Consider the following 17,696-nt stretch of genomic DNA (forward strand, 5'->3'; position numbering starts at 1 on the left):
ACTAAGATGACACACTCAGACGCTAAACTTTGGGCGCAAGAACAATTTGGACAAGCACAACTTAAAGATCCTCGAAGAACACAACGCCTCATCAGTTTAGCGACTTCCATTGCTAATCAACCAGGAGTCTCCGTGGCTAAACTTCCTTTTTCTCCCGCCGATATGGAAGGGGCATATCGCTTTATCCGCAATGAAAACATCGATGCAAAAGACATCGCTGAAGCAGGTTTTCAATCAACGGTATCTCGAGCTAACGAGCATGAGGAATTACTCGCGCTTGAAGATACAACAACGCTCTGTTTTCCTCATCGAAGTATAAAAGATGAACTCGGGCACACGAATCAAGGCGACAGAATTCGAGCTCTCCATGTACATTCGACGTTACTTTTTGCACCACAAAGTCAGACCATTGTTGGTCTTATAGAGCAACAACGATGGAGCCGAGATATTACTAAGCGTGGGCAAAAGCACCAACACGCGACTCGTCCTTACGAGGAGAAAGAGAGTTACAAATGGGAGCAAGCTTCTCGCCGTGTCGTTGAGCGCCTAGGGGATAAGATGTTAGATGTTATCTCGGTCTGTGACCGAGAAGCAGACCTATTCGAATACTTAACTTATAAACGTCAACATCAGCAGCGCTTTGTCGTTCGCTCAATGCAAAGTCGTTGTCTAGAAGAACACGCTCAAAAGCTTTACGACTATGCGCAAGCGTTACCAAGTGTCGAGACAAAGGAGCTTACCATCCCCCAAAAAGGAGGGAGAAAAGCGAGAGATGTAAAGCTTGACGTTAAATATGGTCAGGTGACATTAAAGGCTCCGGCAAACAAAAAAGAGCACGCAGGCATACCTGTTTATTATGTTGGTTGCCTTGAGCAAGGGGCATCAAAAGACAAGTTAGCATGGCACCTCTTGACGTCGGAGCCAATAAACAACGTTGAAGACGCCATGAGAATTATCGGTTATTACGAGCGTCGATGGCTGATTGAAGACTTCCATAAAGTCTGGAAAAGTGAAGGTACGGATGTGGAGTCACTAAGACTCCAAAGTAAAGGTAACTTAGAGAGGTTAAGTGTCATCTATGCCTTTGTTGCGACTCGTTTATTGGCGTTACGTTTCATTAAAGAAGTTGATGAGCTATCAACAGAAAGTTGTGAAAAGGCCTTGGGCACAAAAGCTTGGAAGCTGCTGTGGTTGAAACTAGAAAGCAAGACATTACCTAAAGAAGTACCCGATATGAGCTGGGCGTACAGAAATCTTGCTAAATTAGGCGGTTGGAAAGATACCAAGAGGACGGGCAGAGCTTCAATAAAGGCACTATGGGAAGGATGGTTTAAACTGCAAACCATCCTTGAAGGCTACGAGCTCGCAATGTCTCTTGATCACTAGACTTGTGATCAAGAGACAGGCGTACTTGCAGGCTTTCTTGTCTTTGTGCAGTGGTTGAAACCGCTTAAATTGCTTCGCCGTTTACCGTTACTGCCACATCAATGTTGCCACGAACTGCGTTTGAATATGGGCAAACTTGGTGTGCAATGCGCGTTAGCTCTAGCGCTTGTTCTTGTGGCATGTCTAGCTCTACCGCTAGGCTCACTGTTAGTGCAAAGCCGCCGTTGTCGTTCGGACCAATGCCCACTTCTGCCGTTACAGGAGCGCTTTTCAGGTTTACTTTACCTTCACGTGCAACGTGAAGAATCGCGTTAGAAAAACACGCTGAATAGCCCGCTGCGAAAAGCTGTTCTGGGTTAGTTGCTGCGCCTGTGCCGCCCATTTCCTTCGGGTATGACAGCTCTAGATCGAGAAGACCGTCATCAGTTTTTACTTGACCATTACGACCAGCCAAAGCGGTAGCTTGAGTTTTGTATAGAGTAGTCATACGAGTGTCCTTCTTAATTTAAGTTGCGCACAATTTAATTGTTTGCAATCTTATATCGAAGTAAAGATCGTTTGCAACTATATTGTGCACAATTTATTTTATGACTCTCTTTCTCTATGAGCAGGTAGGCAACGCCAATGAGCCAGTGTTACACCGACAACACCATGACCGACGACGATAAACTCTTACTCGAAAACCAAGTTTGCTTCCCGCTCTACAGCGCAGCAAATGCAGTGATCCGAGCTTACCGCCCATTGCTGGACGAGCTTGATCTGACTTATTCGCAGTACTTAGTGATGATGGTGCTGTGGGAGAAAGACGGTGCCAGTGTGAAAGAGTTGGGGTCACAACTGCATTTGGACTCAGGCACACTCACGCCGCTGCTTAAACGCTTAGAAGCAAAAGGCTATGTAGAGCGTGGTCGCAGTGAAACCGATGAGCGCGTTCGCGTACTCAATCTAACCGAGCAAGGTCGTGCCCTTAAAGAGCAAGCTAAGTCAGTGCCAAACGCCATGATGTATAAAATCACCTTAGAGCTAGATGAAATGATCATGCTGAAGAAGTTGTGTGGCAAAGTCCTCGACAATCTGAGCTAACAAGATAGAAGCATCCGCTTCCCCACTTCCTATTAGAAAGAGCCTGCCGAGATGCAGGCTCTTTCGATTTTAGCTAGACGATCTACTCAAAGTCATCATCGGTATTCTCTATTACTAATCTGCGTTCATCTTCAATAAAACCTATCAAAGCAAACTCACTTACATCGGATTTCCCTATCAAGGGAAATAGGAAATGGCTATCAATAGGATAGTTACAAGCGATTTTCCTTAAACACACTCCGATGAGAATATACTTTCCGAAAGCAACAACAGCTCAGCTTAAAACATTCAAAGGAAAGTAAATTATGATTAATACTCAAATCAAACCATTTGCAGCTACAGCGTACAAAAACGGCGAATTCGTTGAAGTAACAGAACAAGACGTTCTAGGTAAATGGGCAGTATTCTTCTTCTACCCAGCAGACTTTACGTTTGTATGTCCAACAGAACTGGGCGACCTAGCAGACCACTACGAAGAGCTACAAAAACGTGGCGTAGAAGTGTACTCAGTATCAACTGACACACACTTCACTCACAAAGCATGGCACGACAGCTCAGACACAATCGGTAAGATTCAGTACTACATGCTTGGCGACCAAACAGGCAACATCACAAACAACTTCGGTGTGATGCGTGAAGGTCAAGGTCTTGCAGACCGTGCAACGTTCCTAATCGACCCAGAAGGTACTATCCAAGCAATGGAAATCACTGCTGAAGGTATCGGTCGTGACGCAGAAGACCTACTACGCAAAGTGAAAGCAGCTCAATACGTAGCAGCGCACCCAGGCGAAGTTTGCCCAGCTAAATGGAAAGAAGGTGAAGAGACACTAGCTCCATCACTAGACCTAGTTGGCAAAATCTAAGCCACTGAAATTTAAGTTCTAATCAGTTCCCGATTTCCTTTTTCTGATTAGAACTGAATTAGAGAGCACTTCAGGTTAGATACCTTGACGACCTTCTGCCTGATTTGCTCTCTCCCCCTCAGGTTTTATCTACAGTAACCACTTTTTAGTTTTAATTAAGGTAGTAACAACTATGTTAAACCAAGCGATCCAACAACAACTCAAACAATATCTGGCTAATGTAAAAGAAGAAGTTCGTTTAGTGGTTAGTCTAGATGAAAGCAAAGCATCGAATGACATTTTGTCTCTAGCGAACCAAATCGCAGAGATGAGCGACCTAATCACCGTTGAACGTGACGACAACGCAAGCGCACGTAAACCAGTGATGGCGGTAACTAACCCAGCAAAAGGCACAGCACTACGCTTTGCAGGCTTGCCAATGGGTCACGAATTTACCTCTCTAGTATTGGCACTGCTTCATTCGGGCGGTCACCCAATCAAACTAGAACCAGAAGTGATTGAGCAAATCGCAGCACTAGACAAAGATCTAGACGTAGAAATCTTCATTTCACTGTCGTGTCAAAACTGTCCGGACGTGGTTCAAGCGTTCAACATGATGGCGGCAATCAACCCGAAAGTAAAAGCAACCATGATCGACGGTGGTTTGTTCCAAGATGAAGTGAAACAACGCGACATCATGGCAGTACCAAGTGTATTCGTGAACGGTGAGCTATTCGGTCAAGGCCGTATGTCTCTGACTGAAATCCTAAACAAAGTGGATGACGGCGCGAGCGAGAAAGCGGCGAAAGCACTAAGCGAAAAAGACCCATACGACGTGCTTGTTGTCGGCGGTGGTCCTGGTGGTAGCGCAGCTGCTCTATACGCCGCTCGTAAAGGTATTCGCACTGGTGTTGTTGCTAAACGCTTTGGTGGTCAGGTTATGGACACCATGGCAATTGAGAACTTCATTTCGGTAAAACGTACTGAAGGTCCAAAACTAGCAACTGACCTAGCAGAACACCTAAAAGAATACGATGTAGACGTCGTGACTGAGCAACAAGCTGAGAAGCTAATGGGTGCAGCACACACAGAAGATGGTTTGATTCACATCCAACTTGAAAGCGGCGCAACGCTGAAGAGTAAGAGTGTCATCCTTAGCCCTGGTGCACGCTGGCGTGAAATGAACGTTCCAGGTGAGCAAGAGTACCGCAACAAAGGCGTCGCGTACTGCCCACACTGTGACGGCCCACTGTTCAAAGGCAAGAAAACTGCAGTTATCGGTGGTGGTAACTCAGGCATCGAAGCCGCTATCGACCTCGCTGGTATCGTAGAACACGTAACGGTTCTTGAATTCGCAGACGTACTTCGCGCAGACCAAGTGCTTATCGACAAAGCGAACTCACTACCAAACGTAGACATCATCACGATGGCGCAAACAACAGAAGTAGTAGGTGACGGTACTCGCGTAACAAGCTTGAAGTACAAAGACCGCAACACAGATGAAATCAAAGAGATTGAACTGTCAGGTATCTTTGTTCAAATCGGTCTAGTACCAAACACAGAATGGCTAAAAGATTCAGAAGTAGCCCTATCTGAGCGCGGCGAAATTGAAGTCGGCAGCCGTGGCGATACTAGCCTAGAAGGTGTGTTCGCAGCCGGTGACGCAACAACCGTTCCTTACAAACAGATCATCATTGCGATGGGTGAAGGTGCAAAAGCAAGCTTAGGCGCATTTGACTACCTAATCCGTAAGCAAGGTTAATCTCCAATTTCTTGAGCACAAAGCGCACGGTGCTGTGTTTTCTTCCCCGGAAAACCAATCGGGGCACCGTGACAGCGATGAGTAACAAGAAATAAAATCAAAAAACCGGCGTTTTTCAAGGTAGTTGTCATCATTCGCTTACTTATTAAGCGGCTTCTTTATCTGGATTTAAGTGAACCACTCCAGCTGGCTCACAGTTCCTAATATCATCTGACCATCGCTCTGGATTCTTGCGCTTTGCTGCAAGTAACACCTTTGCGCGACGCTCTAAAATCTCTCGGTCTTTACCATTGTGTCGCTGTGAAGGTGTCACATAATTTATCTTGCTATGCTTGTGTTCCGTATTGTACCAACGTACAAAAGCCTCAACCCAACAGCGACTCGCATCCAACTGTTCAAAGCCTTTTGTTGGCCAACTCGGCATATACTTTACCGTTCGGAACAGTGACTCCACATACGGGTTATCATCGCTTACTCTTGGGCGACTATAAGATGAGGTAATGCCTAGCTCATCCATTTTTGCTTTGAACGTCAGTGATTTCATTGGTGCTCCATTATCCGAGTGCAGCACCAGCGGTTGATTAAAGCATTGTTCACGCATCAACGTTCGTTGCAATAACTGTGACGCTAGCTCACCACACTCACATTCATAGACATCATAACCAACGATTTTGCGGCTGTAGATATCTTCTATTACGTACAGATAGTAGTGCTGTCCACGAACTCTTGAAGGCAAGTAAGTAATATCCCATGTATAGACTTGGTTCGGTCCTGTTGCTGTATAACTTGTTGGCTTAGGTGGTTTTTGCCGACTTCTCTGACGCCCTCGATTATGAAGTTGACCTTGCGCTCTCAGAACCCGATAGTAGCTCGCTTCAGAGGCGATATACTCGCCTTTATCAAGAAGCGTCGGAACGATTTGAGTCGGTGGTAGACTAGCGTATTCCGAGCGATTACAGACCTCTATAATCGCATCCCGCTCTTGTTGTGATAGCTTATTCGCTGGCTCTGGCCTAGTACATATTGGCCTTTTGTCAGCTTGAACTTCACCTTGCTGATACCAACGCCGATAAGTTCTCAGGTCGATTTGGGCTTCATGGCAAGCTGGCTCTAAACGGCAACCACTTTGTCTAGCCTCGTGTATAAGACCAACCAAGCACTGCCTTTCATCGGTTGAGGTTAGTCGTCCTCTGGCTCTTCCCCGTAAAAGGCTCTCAGCTTTTTTCGCAGGACTAACAGAGCTGCGGTTTCAGCGAGCGCCTTTTCTTTGTGTCGTAGTTCTTTTTTCAGCTCTTTAATTTCAAGCTTGTCGGCTTTCGCTTGTTTCTTAGCTTCGGCTTCACGCTCTTTACTCGACATGAAGCCTTGCATACATTCGCTTCGCCAGTTTTCCACTTGCTCGGGGAACAGGCCTTTTTCACGACAATATTGGCTGAGTTCATTCTCGGTCATCGAGTAAGTTTCAGCGACGATGGCAAGTTTAGTTTGAGCAGACCACTGCTCTGATGAAGTATTGCTATTTGGCACAGCGGCTCCTGAACGTCTGAGTTGCTGTCGCCAATGATACAGGGTTGCTGTACTAATACCTTCTTCTTTTGAAACCTGGCTTACCGACATGGAGTATGGAGGCAGTAGTTTCTTCAATATAGCTTCTTTTCTTTCTGCTGGAATACGAGACAAAATTCATTCTTTACCGCCCAAACTGGTTAAATTTTAACAGTGACAACTATCCTGCCAGAGGGGGAAACCTAGAAGGGCTTTGTTGCTTAATTCGGTGAGAAGACATGGCAGTCCCATGTTGAACGCTTCTTAAACAACATACTGAGTTTCAGGCATACCAAGCCCTGTTAGCTTGTTCAGCGCTTTGATCATGGCATAAGTTTCGCCAACCTGAGCGTTGTAGTTTCTTAAGCTTAATTTTCCACCTAACAACTGTTTCACCCGATGCATTGTTGTCTCTGATAGTGAGCGCTTATGATAGCCATACCGCTTTTTCCACTTCTCGTTGGAACCGTAGAGCTTCTGGCAACCTACTGCTAAATTTCGAGGGTGTCCTTGCTCCCAGAAGGCTGCCCCTTCTCGTGGCGGAATGAGCGGAACTGCTCCCTTGATTCGTATAGCATCGTGACAACTCCTTGTGTCATAAGCACCATCACCTGATATCTCGATGATTTTACGACGTGTCTGCTTGAGTAAGTTGGGGAGCACTTCGGCATCGGTTACGTTCGATAAACTCAGCTCTGCTGCGATTATCTCGTGGGTGCTCGTATCTACTGCGATATGCAACTTACGCCATACTCTGCGCTTCCCATCAGTACCATGCTTCTTAGCCTTCCATTCACCTTCGCCATAAACTTTGAGGCCAGTGGCATCAATTGCCAGGTGTTGTATCGCACCTCTGGTTTTAGTTTTAAATGAAATCTCAACTTCCTTGGCTCGACGGCTTATACAGGTGTAGTGTGGACAAACTAGCGGGATATTAGCTAGCTTAAATACAGAGTCTAGAAAACCTTGTAGCGCTCTCAATGGCATAGAGAAAATGCGTTTCACCATCAGTGCAGTAGTAATGGCTAAGTCGCTGAACCGGCGAGGTCTACCACGCTTGCCTTGTTTGTTTTGTTTCCACTCAGCTATCGTTTCCTCATCAATCCAAAAGGTCAGAGAACCACGGTTGATTAAGGCTTTGTTGTACTGCTTCCAGTTAGTTGTTTTGTAACGAGGTTTAGGCATGAGGCTACGACGATTGATGGGTGTAGCCGATCAGATCGTAGCTTCTAGATTTAGTTCCATCGATTTAAGCAACAAAGCCCCTTCAGAATAACGGTGGGAAAGCCTGATCTCACAGCAGCAAAGAATAACCCTCCCCCTTGATAACCACATCCAAATGCTTGACAAACCATGTCGAGAAAAGGGGGAGTTGGAGGGGGTTGCAAGCACATAACCCAGCATTCAACCTCAAACCACCAACCCCACCTAACCTCCCCTTGTATCAAACTCCAAAGCTCTCAACACTCCGATCTCAAAGGGGAGGGACTGGTTCTGCATTCGCGGATAATTCAATTAACAATGTAACATCACAACGCGCTGAAAACAGATTCTGAATAATCGCTTAGGCTCTTTCAGAATGACGATGGGAAAGCACGGAACTAACAGCAGCAAAGAATAAACCTCCCCCTTGTATCAGACTCCGAAGCTCTCAACACACCGAGCTCAAAGGGGAGGAACTGGTTCTGTGCTCGCGGATAATTTAATTCACACTGTCAGCATCGCAACGCGCTGAAAGTAGATTCTGAATAATCGCTTAGGCTCCTTCAGAATGACGATGGGAAAGCACTGAGCTCACCGCAGCAAAGAACACTCTCCCCCTTGATAGCCGCATTCAAATGCTTGGCAAATCAGGTCGAGAAAAGGGGGAGTTGGAGGGGGTTGCAAGCACCTAACCCAACGTTAAGCCTCAACGCTGCTTAGCAAACACTTGAGTCCAATAATAGCGATAGCTTGCTGACTGGTTTTCAACCATGGAGGCACCCATCTGGTCGAAGTTGGCATTCATGATATTGAGGCAGTGGCCTTCACTTGATAGCCAAGAGTTCATCACGGCATTAATTGAGCTTTGCCCGGCAGCCACGTTCTCACCCAGTCGACTCCAAGTGTAACCCGTCGCGTTGACTCGGCTTGAAAGTGTGCTGCCATCCGACCCTGTGTGACTCATAAAATCACTGTTTGCCATATCACTAGAGTGCCCATAAGCGGCGCTTTCGAGATCGTAACTCCAAGTCAGTGCGCCAACCGGTGGCATTGTTTTAGAGCCACATTGCTGAGTTTTAGAACGAGCATCGTTTACAGCGGCCAGCATCTGCTCAGCAAAAGTGGTTTCTGTCGGTGGCGTATCTGGGGATTGTGAGCCACTGTCTGCAGGTGATGACGAGTCTCCATCGCCACCACATGCGCTGAGAAGTAGCGCCAATGCTGGCACTAAGATCTTTGTTGGCATTGTCTGTCCTTATATTCATAACGAAAGGCAAAATACGCTTTCGATAACCAAGAGCAATAACCTAACAAAAATTCATTTGAGCGCCATATGGTGCAGAGTGTTTTGACCGAATACTCACATGGCGTTTTCAATAGGCGAATCTGGCTACTTTGGGAGATTCAATTCCATATCAATACGGTGCATATCCTTGCCCCATCCATCGGGAATGTAGTTCAGTTCTACGGCACCATATTTGGCAAAAAACGGCGCAGATAAATGACTTGCCGCAATTTTGATTTGTGGGATGTTTAAGCGCTTAGCACGATCAATCGCTCGGCTCATAAACTCATGCCCTATCTTCATGCCTTGCGCTTTAGGTGAGATTAAAATCCAGTTCAAGCTATGAAATGCCAGTGTTTTACCACTCAAACCATAAGCACCAACGAGTTCACTATTTAGAAAGCACACTTCATAACCTGTTGGTTCGCTATCAAGAAACTCCGCGTAATCTTCTCTTTCATTGGTTGCGAAATATTCAGGGCAGTTTTCATCGAAGATGCGTAGGCAATCCTCTTTATCACTTGGTAGGAAGGCTCTGAAAGTTATGTTATTTGCCATGCGACTGCCTCTTTCGATTATGTATTTGGAGATGCTAACCGATCTGTTTGGCATTGGCATTAACAAAAGTTAAAACCATCGTTCTGAAGGAGAGAGAATGCGCTTTTTAGTACTTGGTGAACTCTGCCAAATTTAGCGTCTTAAGCGAACACGACTTTTGAGATCTCGATGCAGCACATTTTTGCCCCACCACTCGTAAATATGAACAGAGATCTCCATATATGTGGATAATTGGGCGTTTATTTCATAAGTCGTTACACAACTCGGGGCTTTAGGGCTTTACATCTGGCGCAATGAGATGAACACTTCCCACCAAAGTAAAATCGCAGCCGACATAGTAGAGTCAGTAAAATTATGAGTAACACGACGGCGAAAAAGTCGAATCCATTATTCGAGATCCTGTTTAACGTCATCATTCCTTCATTCATTTTGATGAAGTTCAGTGGTGAAGAACACCTAGGTACAGCATTGGCATTGGTTGTCGCTTTGATGTTCCCTTTGGTGTACGGCGGTATGGATCTTATCCGCAACAAGAAGTTTAACTTCATCTCTGCACTGGGCTTTATCAGCGTGCTCTTAACCGGTGGTATTGGCCTGTTAGAGCTAGACACGCGCTGGTTGGCATTGAAAGAAGCCTTAATCCCAGGTTTGATTGGTCTTGCTGTGTTGGGCTCAACCTTCACTCGCTACCCACTTATGCAAAAGATGCTGTTGAATGACACGATCTTGAACCTCCCGCTGATTAACGAGCGTCTGGCTCAGAATGGCAAAACACAAGCGTTTGACCGCTGCCTAATGTCTTCAAACTACATGTTCGCAAGTACGTTCGCATTCTCTTCAGCGATGAACTACTTCCTTGCTACGTGGATTGTAACCAGCCCAGCAGGTACAGCAGCGTTCAATGAAGAGCTGGGTAAACTAACGCTCTACAGCTACCCAATGATTGCGATTCCGAGCATGTTGATGATGTTTGGTATTTTCTACTACATCTGGCGCCAAGTTCGTGCAATGACGTCGCTAGAGACTGAGCAGATTTTCCATACCAAATAACGCTCGTTCCGCCTTGATAGGCAAAGTGAGATAAAAAGAACCCCGATAGTTGAGCACCAATTATCGGGGTTTTGTTTTTTTGGAGTGATTTAGTTAAGCGTGATTAGAAGCTGTAAGCCACAGACGCTTTAAAGTTACGACCTACTTCGTAGCTGGTGTATTTCACTGACCCCCAAGAGATACCAAAGCCTGTATGCTCTGCGTATAGCTTGTTGAACACGTTGTCGACCGCTAGATTAACTGATAGGTCTTTCGCGAAATCTGGTACGTACACAGCCCATAGGTTATGTGTTGCGAAACCAGGGCGTTCCACTTTCTCGCCATCTTCGTCTGTGTAGTCGTTACCCGGAACGAAGCGTGAATCCCAACCGAACACCACTTCACTGGTTACGTCATATTTGAAGCCCGCCTTGATGTTGTGAATACCCGTCTTGTTCATGTGGCTCGTCTTGCCGCTTTCTAGACTGGTTTGCTCACCATCAGAGTATGAGTGGTTTGCGTACAGGTCGAAATCTTCAATGCTGTAAGTAAATACGGTTTCTACACCCCAAACTTCTACATCATTTTGGTTAGCCAAGGTTCTGTTGTTCTTGGTCGGGTGCATTTGGTTATCCAGATCATACTGGTAAGCAGTGAAGCCAAGAATCGCATTCTCCGCCATCAACAAACCAGACATATCGTAATCGAAGCCCGCTTCGTAGTTATTACCTGTCATGGCTTTGGTGTCTGCCTGAGTTACGTCAGCCGCCGATTTCATGGTCAGTGTTTCAGGTAGTGAAGCGCCTTTGAATAGACGACCGTATCCAATACGCAGTCTTAGGTTATCTGTGGTTTGGTATTCACCTTGGAACTTAGGCGACAGCTGGTCGTATTTACCTTTAAATACACCACCCAGTTCATGCACGTCATAACGAAGACCAGTAACAAAACGGAAGTCATTAATCTCGAATGCGTCTTGCGCGTAGATGCCGTAAGCCGTTACTGTACCGCCGTCGATGTCGTAGTTCTTCGTCTCACCGAGTTTCGAACCCGACGTGTAATAACCAAGGCCAGAATCAACCCACTGCTCTGATTTGTAACCCTCGAAGCCGTAAGTCAACTCATGCTCGCCCACCCAAGAGATGTTGCGGATGTCACCACCAATTGTCGTCACGTTGTACTCACGAGAAGGAATTGATAGATCACCATCTTTGGTAAATTCCCAAGCGCCATTCACTTGGTTCCAATCGCCATACTCTTCAGTTAGCGCATCACGATCCATGTACTGACGGTTGTAGTATAGGTTCGTCTTTAGATTCACTAAGTCACTGCCATTGTCATAGCGATGCATGAACGTCACCGTATCTCGGTTAATCGAGTGGTAGTTGTGCTCATCATGTGCGTACAGTGCACCCGCTTTCTCACCCGATAGCTGACGTTTACCACCGTCTTCGTACGTGTCGTAAGACAGTTTAAACTCGTTCGCGTCGTTTGGTACGAACACCACTTTCACCAAGCCAGACTTCAGCTTACCTTGCTTAGAAGTTACATCATCTTTACCCGGAATGTGCAACTCACCGTCATCTGAGTAGTTCGCAATACCCATCAGTTGGAGCTCATCGTTCAGTTTCGCGTAAACCGCAACGTTCGTCGTGAAGCGTTCGTAAGCCGTTTGATACCCCGTTTTAACGCGAGCACCGATGCTTTCGTCTTCTGCAAGGAGGTCACTGGGATCTTTCGTTTCGTAGCTGAATGAGCCGTTAATCGCACCCGCACCCGACAGTACCGAGTTACCGCCTAGGGTGATTTCAGCAGATTTAAGCATGGCTGGGTCAAACGTCTGGTCACCAGAGTGGTGGAATAACTGACCTTCTTGGCGTGCACCATCAATGGTGACAACCGAGTATTTGTCTTCCATACCGCGAATGTAAACCTTGCGCGAGTAACGTGCGTTACCGTCAACCGTTACACTCGGCATGGTGTTCAGGATGTCTTTAATATCAGACGCTTGTTTTTGTTCTAATGTCTCTGAGTTGATTTCAGTTTGAACAAGTTGATCAAGAGCAGAACCGACAACGACGATGTTTTCGTCAGAAGCGTGAGCAGCAAAAGAGGCAATCGCAAAGGTGATGGCTGCGGAAAGTGACTTCAGTTTCATAATACTACTTATATTTTATAAACAATAACGAGGGAGCGCAGCATAATACATGAACTTAATGATAATTAATCTCATTTACATTCTTTACGTTAATGAGTGATTTCTTTTTAATCAGATCGAGCAAATCACCATCAAATAATCCGCATTTAGGAAGGAGGTTGGGATGAGGTATGAAAGGTATTTCGTGCAAGGTCGAGCACTTAACTCACTCGTTTGTCCAATCTTGCCGAAGCAGTGTTAGACTCAATACGATGCTTTCAGAATATGGAAATACGATGTCATCTCGCCCAAAGACCTTCTATGAACAAGAAATTGACCGCGTATACAGCGAGATGCCGTTGAGCCCAAAGCAATTTCTCCTGATCAGGCAATCAAAAGCGTTTATGGAAAAGCATCACTCAGAAAACATCGAATAAAACGACTTAGCCAAAGCCGCCTTTATGTCGCGCTTTCACTATGTGCGGATTTTCAAACAGATGTATGGCGTGACGCCACGAAGCTATTTGAGAGATATGCGGATTAAGAAAGCCAAAGCGCTGCTCAAGGAAGGTCACTCGATAACAGATACTTGTTTTCAGGTTGGCTATGAGAGCTTAACCACGTTTTCGAGCGTCTTTAGAAAGAGCACAGGTTACTCACCCAAAGCGTTTCAAAAAATGCATATAAGCAATCTAGAATAAGTTTTTGAGCCTCACTTTCAGTATCTTTTCCTCATCCAAACCCAGCAAAGGTAAATACCCGTGATCAGAATTTCCCTAACCAGCGTGCCTGTGGACGATCAGGACAAAGCCCTTGATTTCTACACCAATGTTCTTGGCTTTATCAAAAAGACCGAAGTACCAATCGGTGAACATAAATGGCTAACCGTCGTCTCTCCACAAGAGCAATCAGGTGTGGAGCTATTGTTAGAACCGATGGCATTTGGTCCAGCAAAAGTGTATCAAGCCGCCCTAAAAGAAGCGGGGATCCCGTGGACGTCCTTCGCTGTCGATGACCTCAATGGCGAGTATGAAAGGCTGACTGCGCTTGGCGTACAATTCTCTATTGAGCCAAGAGAGGCGGGCACTGTGATGATTGCCGTGCTTGATGATACTTGCGGAAACTACATCCAATTGATGCAAGAGCTCTAAAGCTATAACAACTAAGTGTAAGTAGGTGGAGGCTGTCAGATCTTTCTTAAGATTTGAAGCCTCTGCTTGGTTATAACCTTACATAAAAAGTGTGATTCGACCGAGCAAAGATATGAAAGTCATCGTGTATTCGATACTCAACTCGATTAACATGGTTTTTTTAACATTCTGTAATATTTATAAAACCTATGTTTGGATTAAAACGAATCAAAGCAGAAAATGAGGCGCTAAAACAAGAGTTAGCAGACCTTAAGCAGAAGTATCAAACCGACGTTGCCGTTCTAGAAAATCAGCTCCAAGAAACCCAACAACTTGTTGGCTCAGCACAACAAGATCACCACAACTGTGATGAGTTAATGTCGAGCAGCTTAAAAGGGGGCGATATGCTCCAGACCATTCGAACTGAAATGGTCGAAAGTGCTCAGTCCATGGCGAATGAAAACCAAGAGCTGCAACAGCTTGATGAAATGTTTAAGCAAACACATCAGGCCTTAGCACGGCTTGATAACAGGGCTGTAAAGATCAGCACTCAAGCCTCACAAAGCATTGAATCTGTTCAAATATTAGATAACACCGCCACTTCTATTTCCCACCTTGTATCTACTATTCAAGAGATTTCTGACCAAACTAACTTGCTCGCTCTCAATGCCGCCATTGAGGCCGCACGAGCCGGTGAAGCAGGTCGTGGATTTGCCGTGGTCGCAGACGAAGTGAGAACACTTGCGGGTAAAGCGAGCGAGGCCAGTGAGAAAATTGATTCGTTGGTTAACCAAGTACTCACACAAGTCAGCGCAATTAAAAACTCCATCGATGAAAACCAAACTTGCGCGGAAGAAGTCTCTGCCTCTTCGGCTCAAATTGGCACCATCGTGAATGAAGTGGTGGTGAAGTCAGAACACATGAAGCAAGTGATTCATATCGCTTCAACGCGTGCCTTCTTGGATACGGTCAAACTCGACCACGCCATCTGGAAAAACAACGTTTACCGCCTCCTACAAAGCGGCGCATTCGGTGAAACGGTGAATAGCCACTCAGAGTGTCGTTTAGGCCAGTGGTACTACCGTGGAGATGGCAAGGCTTACAGCCACCTAAGAAGCTATGCGCTACTTGAAGAACCACACAAAGGCGTGCATGACAGCGGACGTGAAGCGATGAGCCAAGCCAAATCTGGCAACATGGCCGGCATGGTGACCGCAATTAACGCTATGGAAGATGCCAGCGAACAAGTAGTCGTTCAGATAGACCGCTTGATGGAAGAAATCATCGCGAGTTAAAAGTTCCTCGATTCATCTTTACTAAAACGCGAAAGGGATGGTGAATTCCATCCCTTTTTTATTCTTCAATTTACCCAGTAACCTAAAGGCGCTTGAAAATCATCACGGCACGGTCAGAATAATTTTGCCTTGCAGCGTGACCGACTCATCTTCTATCAGCTCGAAGGCACGCTGGAACTGTTCTAACGGAAGGTAGCAATCCACATCAAGTTGTATCTGGTGTTCCATAAAGTGTTCTAGCATCTCAGCAAAAACTTGCTTACGAGCGGTCTTACCAACTGACTCTTCCCAATAGCGCAAAAAGAACGTACTGAAGTCGATATTGCTTTGCTTCATACAAGCGAAGAAAGCAGTCTCATAAGGGGTGAGTGAAAGCGTTCCGTAATTGATGTATGTTCCCGAATTACGTACAACTTGGATGAGCTCTGTGCCCACTTTGCCGCCAATAGCATCGAACGCGACATTCGGTTGAAGCAACTCTCGGGCATCAATTTGAGATTGCAGATCTTGCTTGCTATCTAACACTGCAATGGAGTCGAATGGATAACGCTCTGGTGCGGAGCTTATCGCAATTAAAGTAAAGCCAAGTGAGTGCGACAACTGAGCGAAGATCTTACCAATCGCAGAATTACCCGCGTTGATGATCACCACATCCTTTTTGCCTAACTTGGCCACTTTAGTAGTGATCACCCAAGCCGTCAGGGCATTGATATACAACTGGCAAGCGTAGCCATTCTCAAGATCTTCTGGCACTGCAAAGACATTCTCCGCAGGCGCATCGACATAGCTTTGCCAAGCCCCACTCTGTGCCACCAGCACCTTTTGCCCGATGTAAAATTCGGTTTGATGCGGATCGTTTATCTCAACCACACACCCAACCGCTTCAAAGCCGGGGACTCGCGGCGGAACATGGGTACGACGATACTGCCCTACTCCCTGAATCGACAATCGGTCACTTGGATTAATGTTTGTGGCTTCGATTTGTACACGAACTTTACCCAAAGCCAGTGGCTCTAACTCTAAATGCTCCAACACCAACGATTCACTTGGCAAACCAAAGCTCAGTTGATTAACGCGAGTATTTATCTTGGCCGAGTTGGTCTTTGTTAAGCTCATCTGGATACCACGGGATTACTAGAGGAAGTATGGCGCGCCATAGCGAAACGGGTATATAACGTTTTCTCGGCGCGCGCGTCAAATTGGATAAGAGTTTAAACGGGCTGACTCAGCATAAACACCACCACTAAAGCGAGGCTGCTGCCCATGCATCGGTTTACCCACACTACCTTTTGTGGTGACTGAATAAAGCGGTTCAATACAGTGCCAAAGTACGCCCACGCAAACATCCCCAGCACACCGGTTCCCACCATCACGCTGATAATGATCACCACCTGAGTCAGGTAATCATTGTTTGGCGAGATAAATTGAGAGAACACCGTCAGCGAAGCAACCCAACTTTTCGGATTTAGAATTTGCACCCAAACCCCAGATAAAAAGCCGGACTTTTTCGCATTCGAATCATTGTCGAGTTCCATCGTGGCAATCGACCATGCGAGATACAACAGGTACGCCGCGCCAATCCACTTTAAAGCCGTGTACAAATCTGGGTAAAGGGTAAACAAACTGACAAGCCCCACACTTGCACCAACCAACATGATGATCACCCCGACTGCGTTGCCCAATACAAACGGCACTGTCGCGGAAAACCCATATCGGCTTGAAATACCTAACAGCGCGACGTTACCTGCTCCCGGCGTTAAAGAAATAGAAACGGCAAACAACAAAAATGCCGCCAACAATTGAGCACTCATGCACTCTCTCCCAAAAAGTAATCAACGAATATGGAAACAGTCTAACGATTTGGGTAGAAAGAAAATTGCTATCTGCGCTACGATAAAAGTCAATTTGAGCAAACTATTTCTAAAATGATTATGAAAAAGAAAGAATCCACCAATTTTGAATTGGATAGTACCGATTTCGCCATTCTTGACCATATTCAGAAAGATGGTCGCATGAGTAATTCCAAGCTCGCAGAGACCGTTAACCTGAGTGAAACGCCCTGCTGGCGACGCTGGAAAAAGATGGAAGAGGAAGGCTACATTGAGGGTTACGCCGCGAAGTTAAACCGCAAAAAGCTCGGCTTCCAAGTCTCTGGTTTTACGCTAGTGACATTAGGCAGTCATGAGGTAGAAAACACCACGCCTTTTGAAGACTTCGTAGCAGAAACCGATTGGATCTTAATGTGTCACTGCATTGCAGGCAGCGCAGATTACATGGTGCAAGTGGTGGCGAGAGACTTAGACGAATACTTTGACCACATCAGTGCCATTCGCCGCGTAAAAGGCATCAGCGCCATTCAATCCAACGTCTCAGTTAAGGAAATCAAGAGTACTTTCCAGTTGCCGCTAGAGTAGTGTGATGGTCGAGATTGATATTGTGGA

Annotated in this window: 16 protein-coding genes and 1 pseudogene; 9 read left to right on the forward strand and 8 right to left on the reverse strand. The window is 45.9% G+C overall.

Annotated elements, in window-relative coordinates; translation table 11 throughout:
• Positions 1-6 precede the first annotated feature (6 nt).
• Positions 7-1,386, forward strand: a complete 1,380-nt coding sequence (locus tag KJB05_RS27490) for an IS4 family transposase (RefSeq protein ID WP_213053078.1) — start codon at positions 7-9, stop codon at positions 1,384-1,386.
• A gap of 64 nt (positions 1,387-1,450) precedes the next feature.
• On the opposite strand, the gene KJB05_RS27495 is transcribed toward KJB05_RS27490, so the two are convergent.
• A complete protein-coding gene (locus KJB05_RS27495; protein ID WP_005374640.1) occupies positions 1,451-1,873 on the reverse strand; it encodes an organic hydroperoxide resistance protein in 423 nt (140 codons plus the stop codon).
• A gap of 137 nt (positions 1,874-2,010) precedes the next feature.
• On the opposite strand from KJB05_RS27495, the gene KJB05_RS27500 reads away from it, so the two are divergent.
• The 3 genes from KJB05_RS27500 (at position 2,011) to ahpF (ending at position 5,073) form a co-directional block, all read left to right on the forward strand.
• A complete protein-coding gene (locus KJB05_RS27500) occupies positions 2,011-2,469 on the forward strand; it encodes a MarR family transcriptional regulator (RefSeq protein WP_208446491.1) in 459 nt (152 codons plus the stop codon).
• A 305-nt stretch (positions 2,470-2,774) separates the two neighbouring features.
• A complete protein-coding gene (gene ahpC, locus KJB05_RS27505) occupies positions 2,775-3,332 on the forward strand; it encodes an alkyl hydroperoxide reductase subunit C (protein WP_005374632.1) in 558 nt (185 codons plus the stop codon).
• A 172-nt stretch (positions 3,333-3,504) separates the two neighbouring features.
• Positions 3,505-5,073: an alkyl hydroperoxide reductase subunit F gene (ahpF, locus tag KJB05_RS27510; RefSeq protein WP_208446490.1), complete on the forward strand. Its 1,569-nt coding sequence runs from the start codon at positions 3,505-3,507 to the stop codon at positions 5,071-5,073.
• A gap of 145 nt (positions 5,074-5,218) precedes the next feature.
• On the opposite strand, the gene KJB05_RS27515 is transcribed toward ahpF, so the two are convergent.
• From KJB05_RS27515 to KJB05_RS27530, 4 genes are all read right to left on the reverse strand, one after another.
• A protein-coding gene (locus KJB05_RS27515) for an IS3 family transposase (RefSeq protein WP_208446524.1) occupies positions 5,219-6,753 on the reverse strand; the annotation gives its coding sequence in 2 pieces (ribosomal slippage) (positions 5,219-6,291 and positions 6,291-6,753; 1,536 coding nt in all).
• Positions 6,754-6,882: 129 nt separating this feature from the next.
• Positions 6,883-7,803, reverse strand: coding sequence for an IS5 family transposase (locus KJB05_RS27520; protein WP_213053073.1), 921 nt, complete (start codon positions 7,801-7,803; stop codon positions 6,883-6,885).
• A gap of 724 nt (positions 7,804-8,527) precedes the next feature.
• Positions 8,528-9,067: a CAP domain-containing protein gene (locus KJB05_RS27525; protein ID WP_208444796.1), complete on the reverse strand. Its 540-nt coding sequence runs from the start codon at positions 9,065-9,067 to the stop codon at positions 8,528-8,530.
• A 144-nt stretch (positions 9,068-9,211) separates the two neighbouring features.
• The gene (locus KJB05_RS27530) at positions 9,212-9,664 is read right to left on the reverse strand and encodes a GNAT family N-acetyltransferase (RefSeq protein WP_208444795.1); all 453 of its coding nucleotides are present in this window, start codon (positions 9,662-9,664) and stop codon (positions 9,212-9,214) included.
• 354 nt (positions 9,665-10,018) lie between these two features.
• Here KJB05_RS27530 and KJB05_RS27535 point away from each other — a divergent pair, with 354 nt between their 5' ends.
• Entirely contained in the window at positions 10,019-10,714 is a 696-nt protein-coding gene (locus KJB05_RS27535; protein WP_005434212.1) for a VC0807 family protein, read from the forward strand.
• 103 nt (positions 10,715-10,817) lie between these two features.
• Here the strand turns inward: KJB05_RS27535 and KJB05_RS27540 are convergent, their stop codons facing one another.
• On the reverse strand, positions 10,818-12,851 hold the full coding sequence (locus KJB05_RS27540; protein ID WP_208444794.1) for a TonB-dependent receptor: 2,034 nt from the start codon (positions 12,849-12,851) through the stop codon (positions 10,818-10,820).
• Positions 12,852-13,126: 275 nt separating this feature from the next.
• On the opposite strand from KJB05_RS27540, the pseudogene KJB05_RS28990 reads away from it, so the two are divergent.
• From KJB05_RS28990 to KJB05_RS27555, 3 genes and pseudogenes are all read left to right on the forward strand, one after another.
• A pseudogene (locus KJB05_RS28990) lies at positions 13,127-13,531 on the forward strand (helix-turn-helix transcriptional regulator).
• A gap of 60 nt (positions 13,532-13,591) precedes the next feature.
• Positions 13,592-13,981: a VOC family protein gene (locus tag KJB05_RS27550; RefSeq protein ID WP_041059193.1), complete on the forward strand. Its 390-nt coding sequence runs from the start codon at positions 13,592-13,594 to the stop codon at positions 13,979-13,981.
• A gap of 188 nt (positions 13,982-14,169) precedes the next feature.
• Positions 14,170-15,255 carry a methyl-accepting chemotaxis protein gene (locus KJB05_RS27555; protein ID WP_208444793.1) on the forward strand — a complete coding sequence of 362 codons (1,086 nt, stop codon included), beginning with the start codon at positions 14,170-14,172 and terminating at the stop codon, positions 15,253-15,255.
• A gap of 102 nt (positions 15,256-15,357) precedes the next feature.
• Here the strand turns inward: KJB05_RS27555 and KJB05_RS27560 are convergent, their stop codons facing one another.
• Both KJB05_RS27560 and KJB05_RS27565 read right to left on the reverse strand, forming a co-directional pair.
• Positions 15,358-16,371, reverse strand: coding sequence for a zinc-dependent alcohol dehydrogenase family protein (locus KJB05_RS27560; protein ID WP_208444792.1), 1,014 nt, complete (start codon positions 16,369-16,371; stop codon positions 15,358-15,360).
• A 95-nt stretch (positions 16,372-16,466) separates the two neighbouring features.
• Positions 16,467-17,066, reverse strand: coding sequence for a LysE family translocator (locus KJB05_RS27565; RefSeq protein WP_005429054.1), 600 nt, complete (start codon positions 17,064-17,066; stop codon positions 16,467-16,469).
• A gap of 120 nt (positions 17,067-17,186) precedes the next feature.
• Here KJB05_RS27565 and KJB05_RS27570 point away from each other — a divergent pair, with 120 nt between their 5' ends.
• Positions 17,187-17,669, forward strand: a complete 483-nt coding sequence (locus KJB05_RS27570) for an Lrp/AsnC family transcriptional regulator (protein WP_005434199.1) — start codon at positions 17,187-17,189, stop codon at positions 17,667-17,669.
• The last annotated feature ends 27 nt before the right edge of the window (positions 17,670-17,696 follow it).

Source organism: Vibrio sp. B1ASS3 (assembly GCF_905175355.1).
GTDB classification, from domain to species: Bacteria; Pseudomonadota; Gammaproteobacteria; order Enterobacterales; family Vibrionaceae; genus Vibrio; species Vibrio owensii.

Coding starts and splice junctions, on each gene's coding strand:
- ahpF (WP_208446490.1), top strand. CDS start 3,505: ATGTTAAACCAAGCGATCCAACAACAACTCAAACAATATCTGGCTAAT.
- KJB05_RS27530 (WP_208444795.1), bottom strand. CDS start 9,664: ATGGCAAATAACATAACTTTCAGAGCCTTCCTACCAAGTGATAAAGAG.
- KJB05_RS27535 (WP_005434212.1), top strand. CDS start 10,019: ATGAGTAACACGACGGCGAAAAAGTCGAATCCATTATTCGAGATCCTG.
- KJB05_RS27500 (WP_208446491.1), top strand. CDS start 2,011: ATGAGCCAGTGTTACACCGACAACACCATGACCGACGACGATAAACTC.
- KJB05_RS27525 (WP_208444796.1), bottom strand. CDS start 9,067: ATGCCAACAAAGATCTTAGTGCCAGCATTGGCGCTACTTCTCAGCGCA.
- ahpC (WP_005374632.1), top strand. CDS start 2,775: ATGATTAATACTCAAATCAAACCATTTGCAGCTACAGCGTACAAAAAC.
- KJB05_RS27570 (WP_005434199.1), top strand. CDS start 17,187: ATGAAAAAGAAAGAATCCACCAATTTTGAATTGGATAGTACCGATTTC.
- KJB05_RS27490 (WP_213053078.1), top strand. CDS start 7: ATGACACACTCAGACGCTAAACTTTGGGCGCAAGAACAATTTGGACAA.
- KJB05_RS27540 (WP_208444794.1), bottom strand. CDS start 12,851: ATGAAACTGAAGTCACTTTCCGCAGCCATCACCTTTGCGATTGCCTCT.
- KJB05_RS27495 (WP_005374640.1), bottom strand. CDS start 1,873: ATGACTACTCTATACAAAACTCAAGCTACCGCTTTGGCTGGTCGTAAT.
- KJB05_RS27520 (WP_213053073.1), bottom strand. CDS start 7,803: ATGCCTAAACCTCGTTACAAAACAACTAACTGGAAGCAGTACAACAAA.
- KJB05_RS27565 (WP_005429054.1), bottom strand. CDS start 17,066: ATGAGTGCTCAATTGTTGGCGGCATTTTTGTTGTTTGCCGTTTCTATT.
- KJB05_RS27560 (WP_208444792.1), bottom strand. CDS start 16,371: ATGAGCTTAACAAAGACCAACTCGGCCAAGATAAATACTCGCGTTAAT.
- KJB05_RS27555 (WP_208444793.1), top strand. CDS start 14,170: ATGTTTGGATTAAAACGAATCAAAGCAGAAAATGAGGCGCTAAAACAA.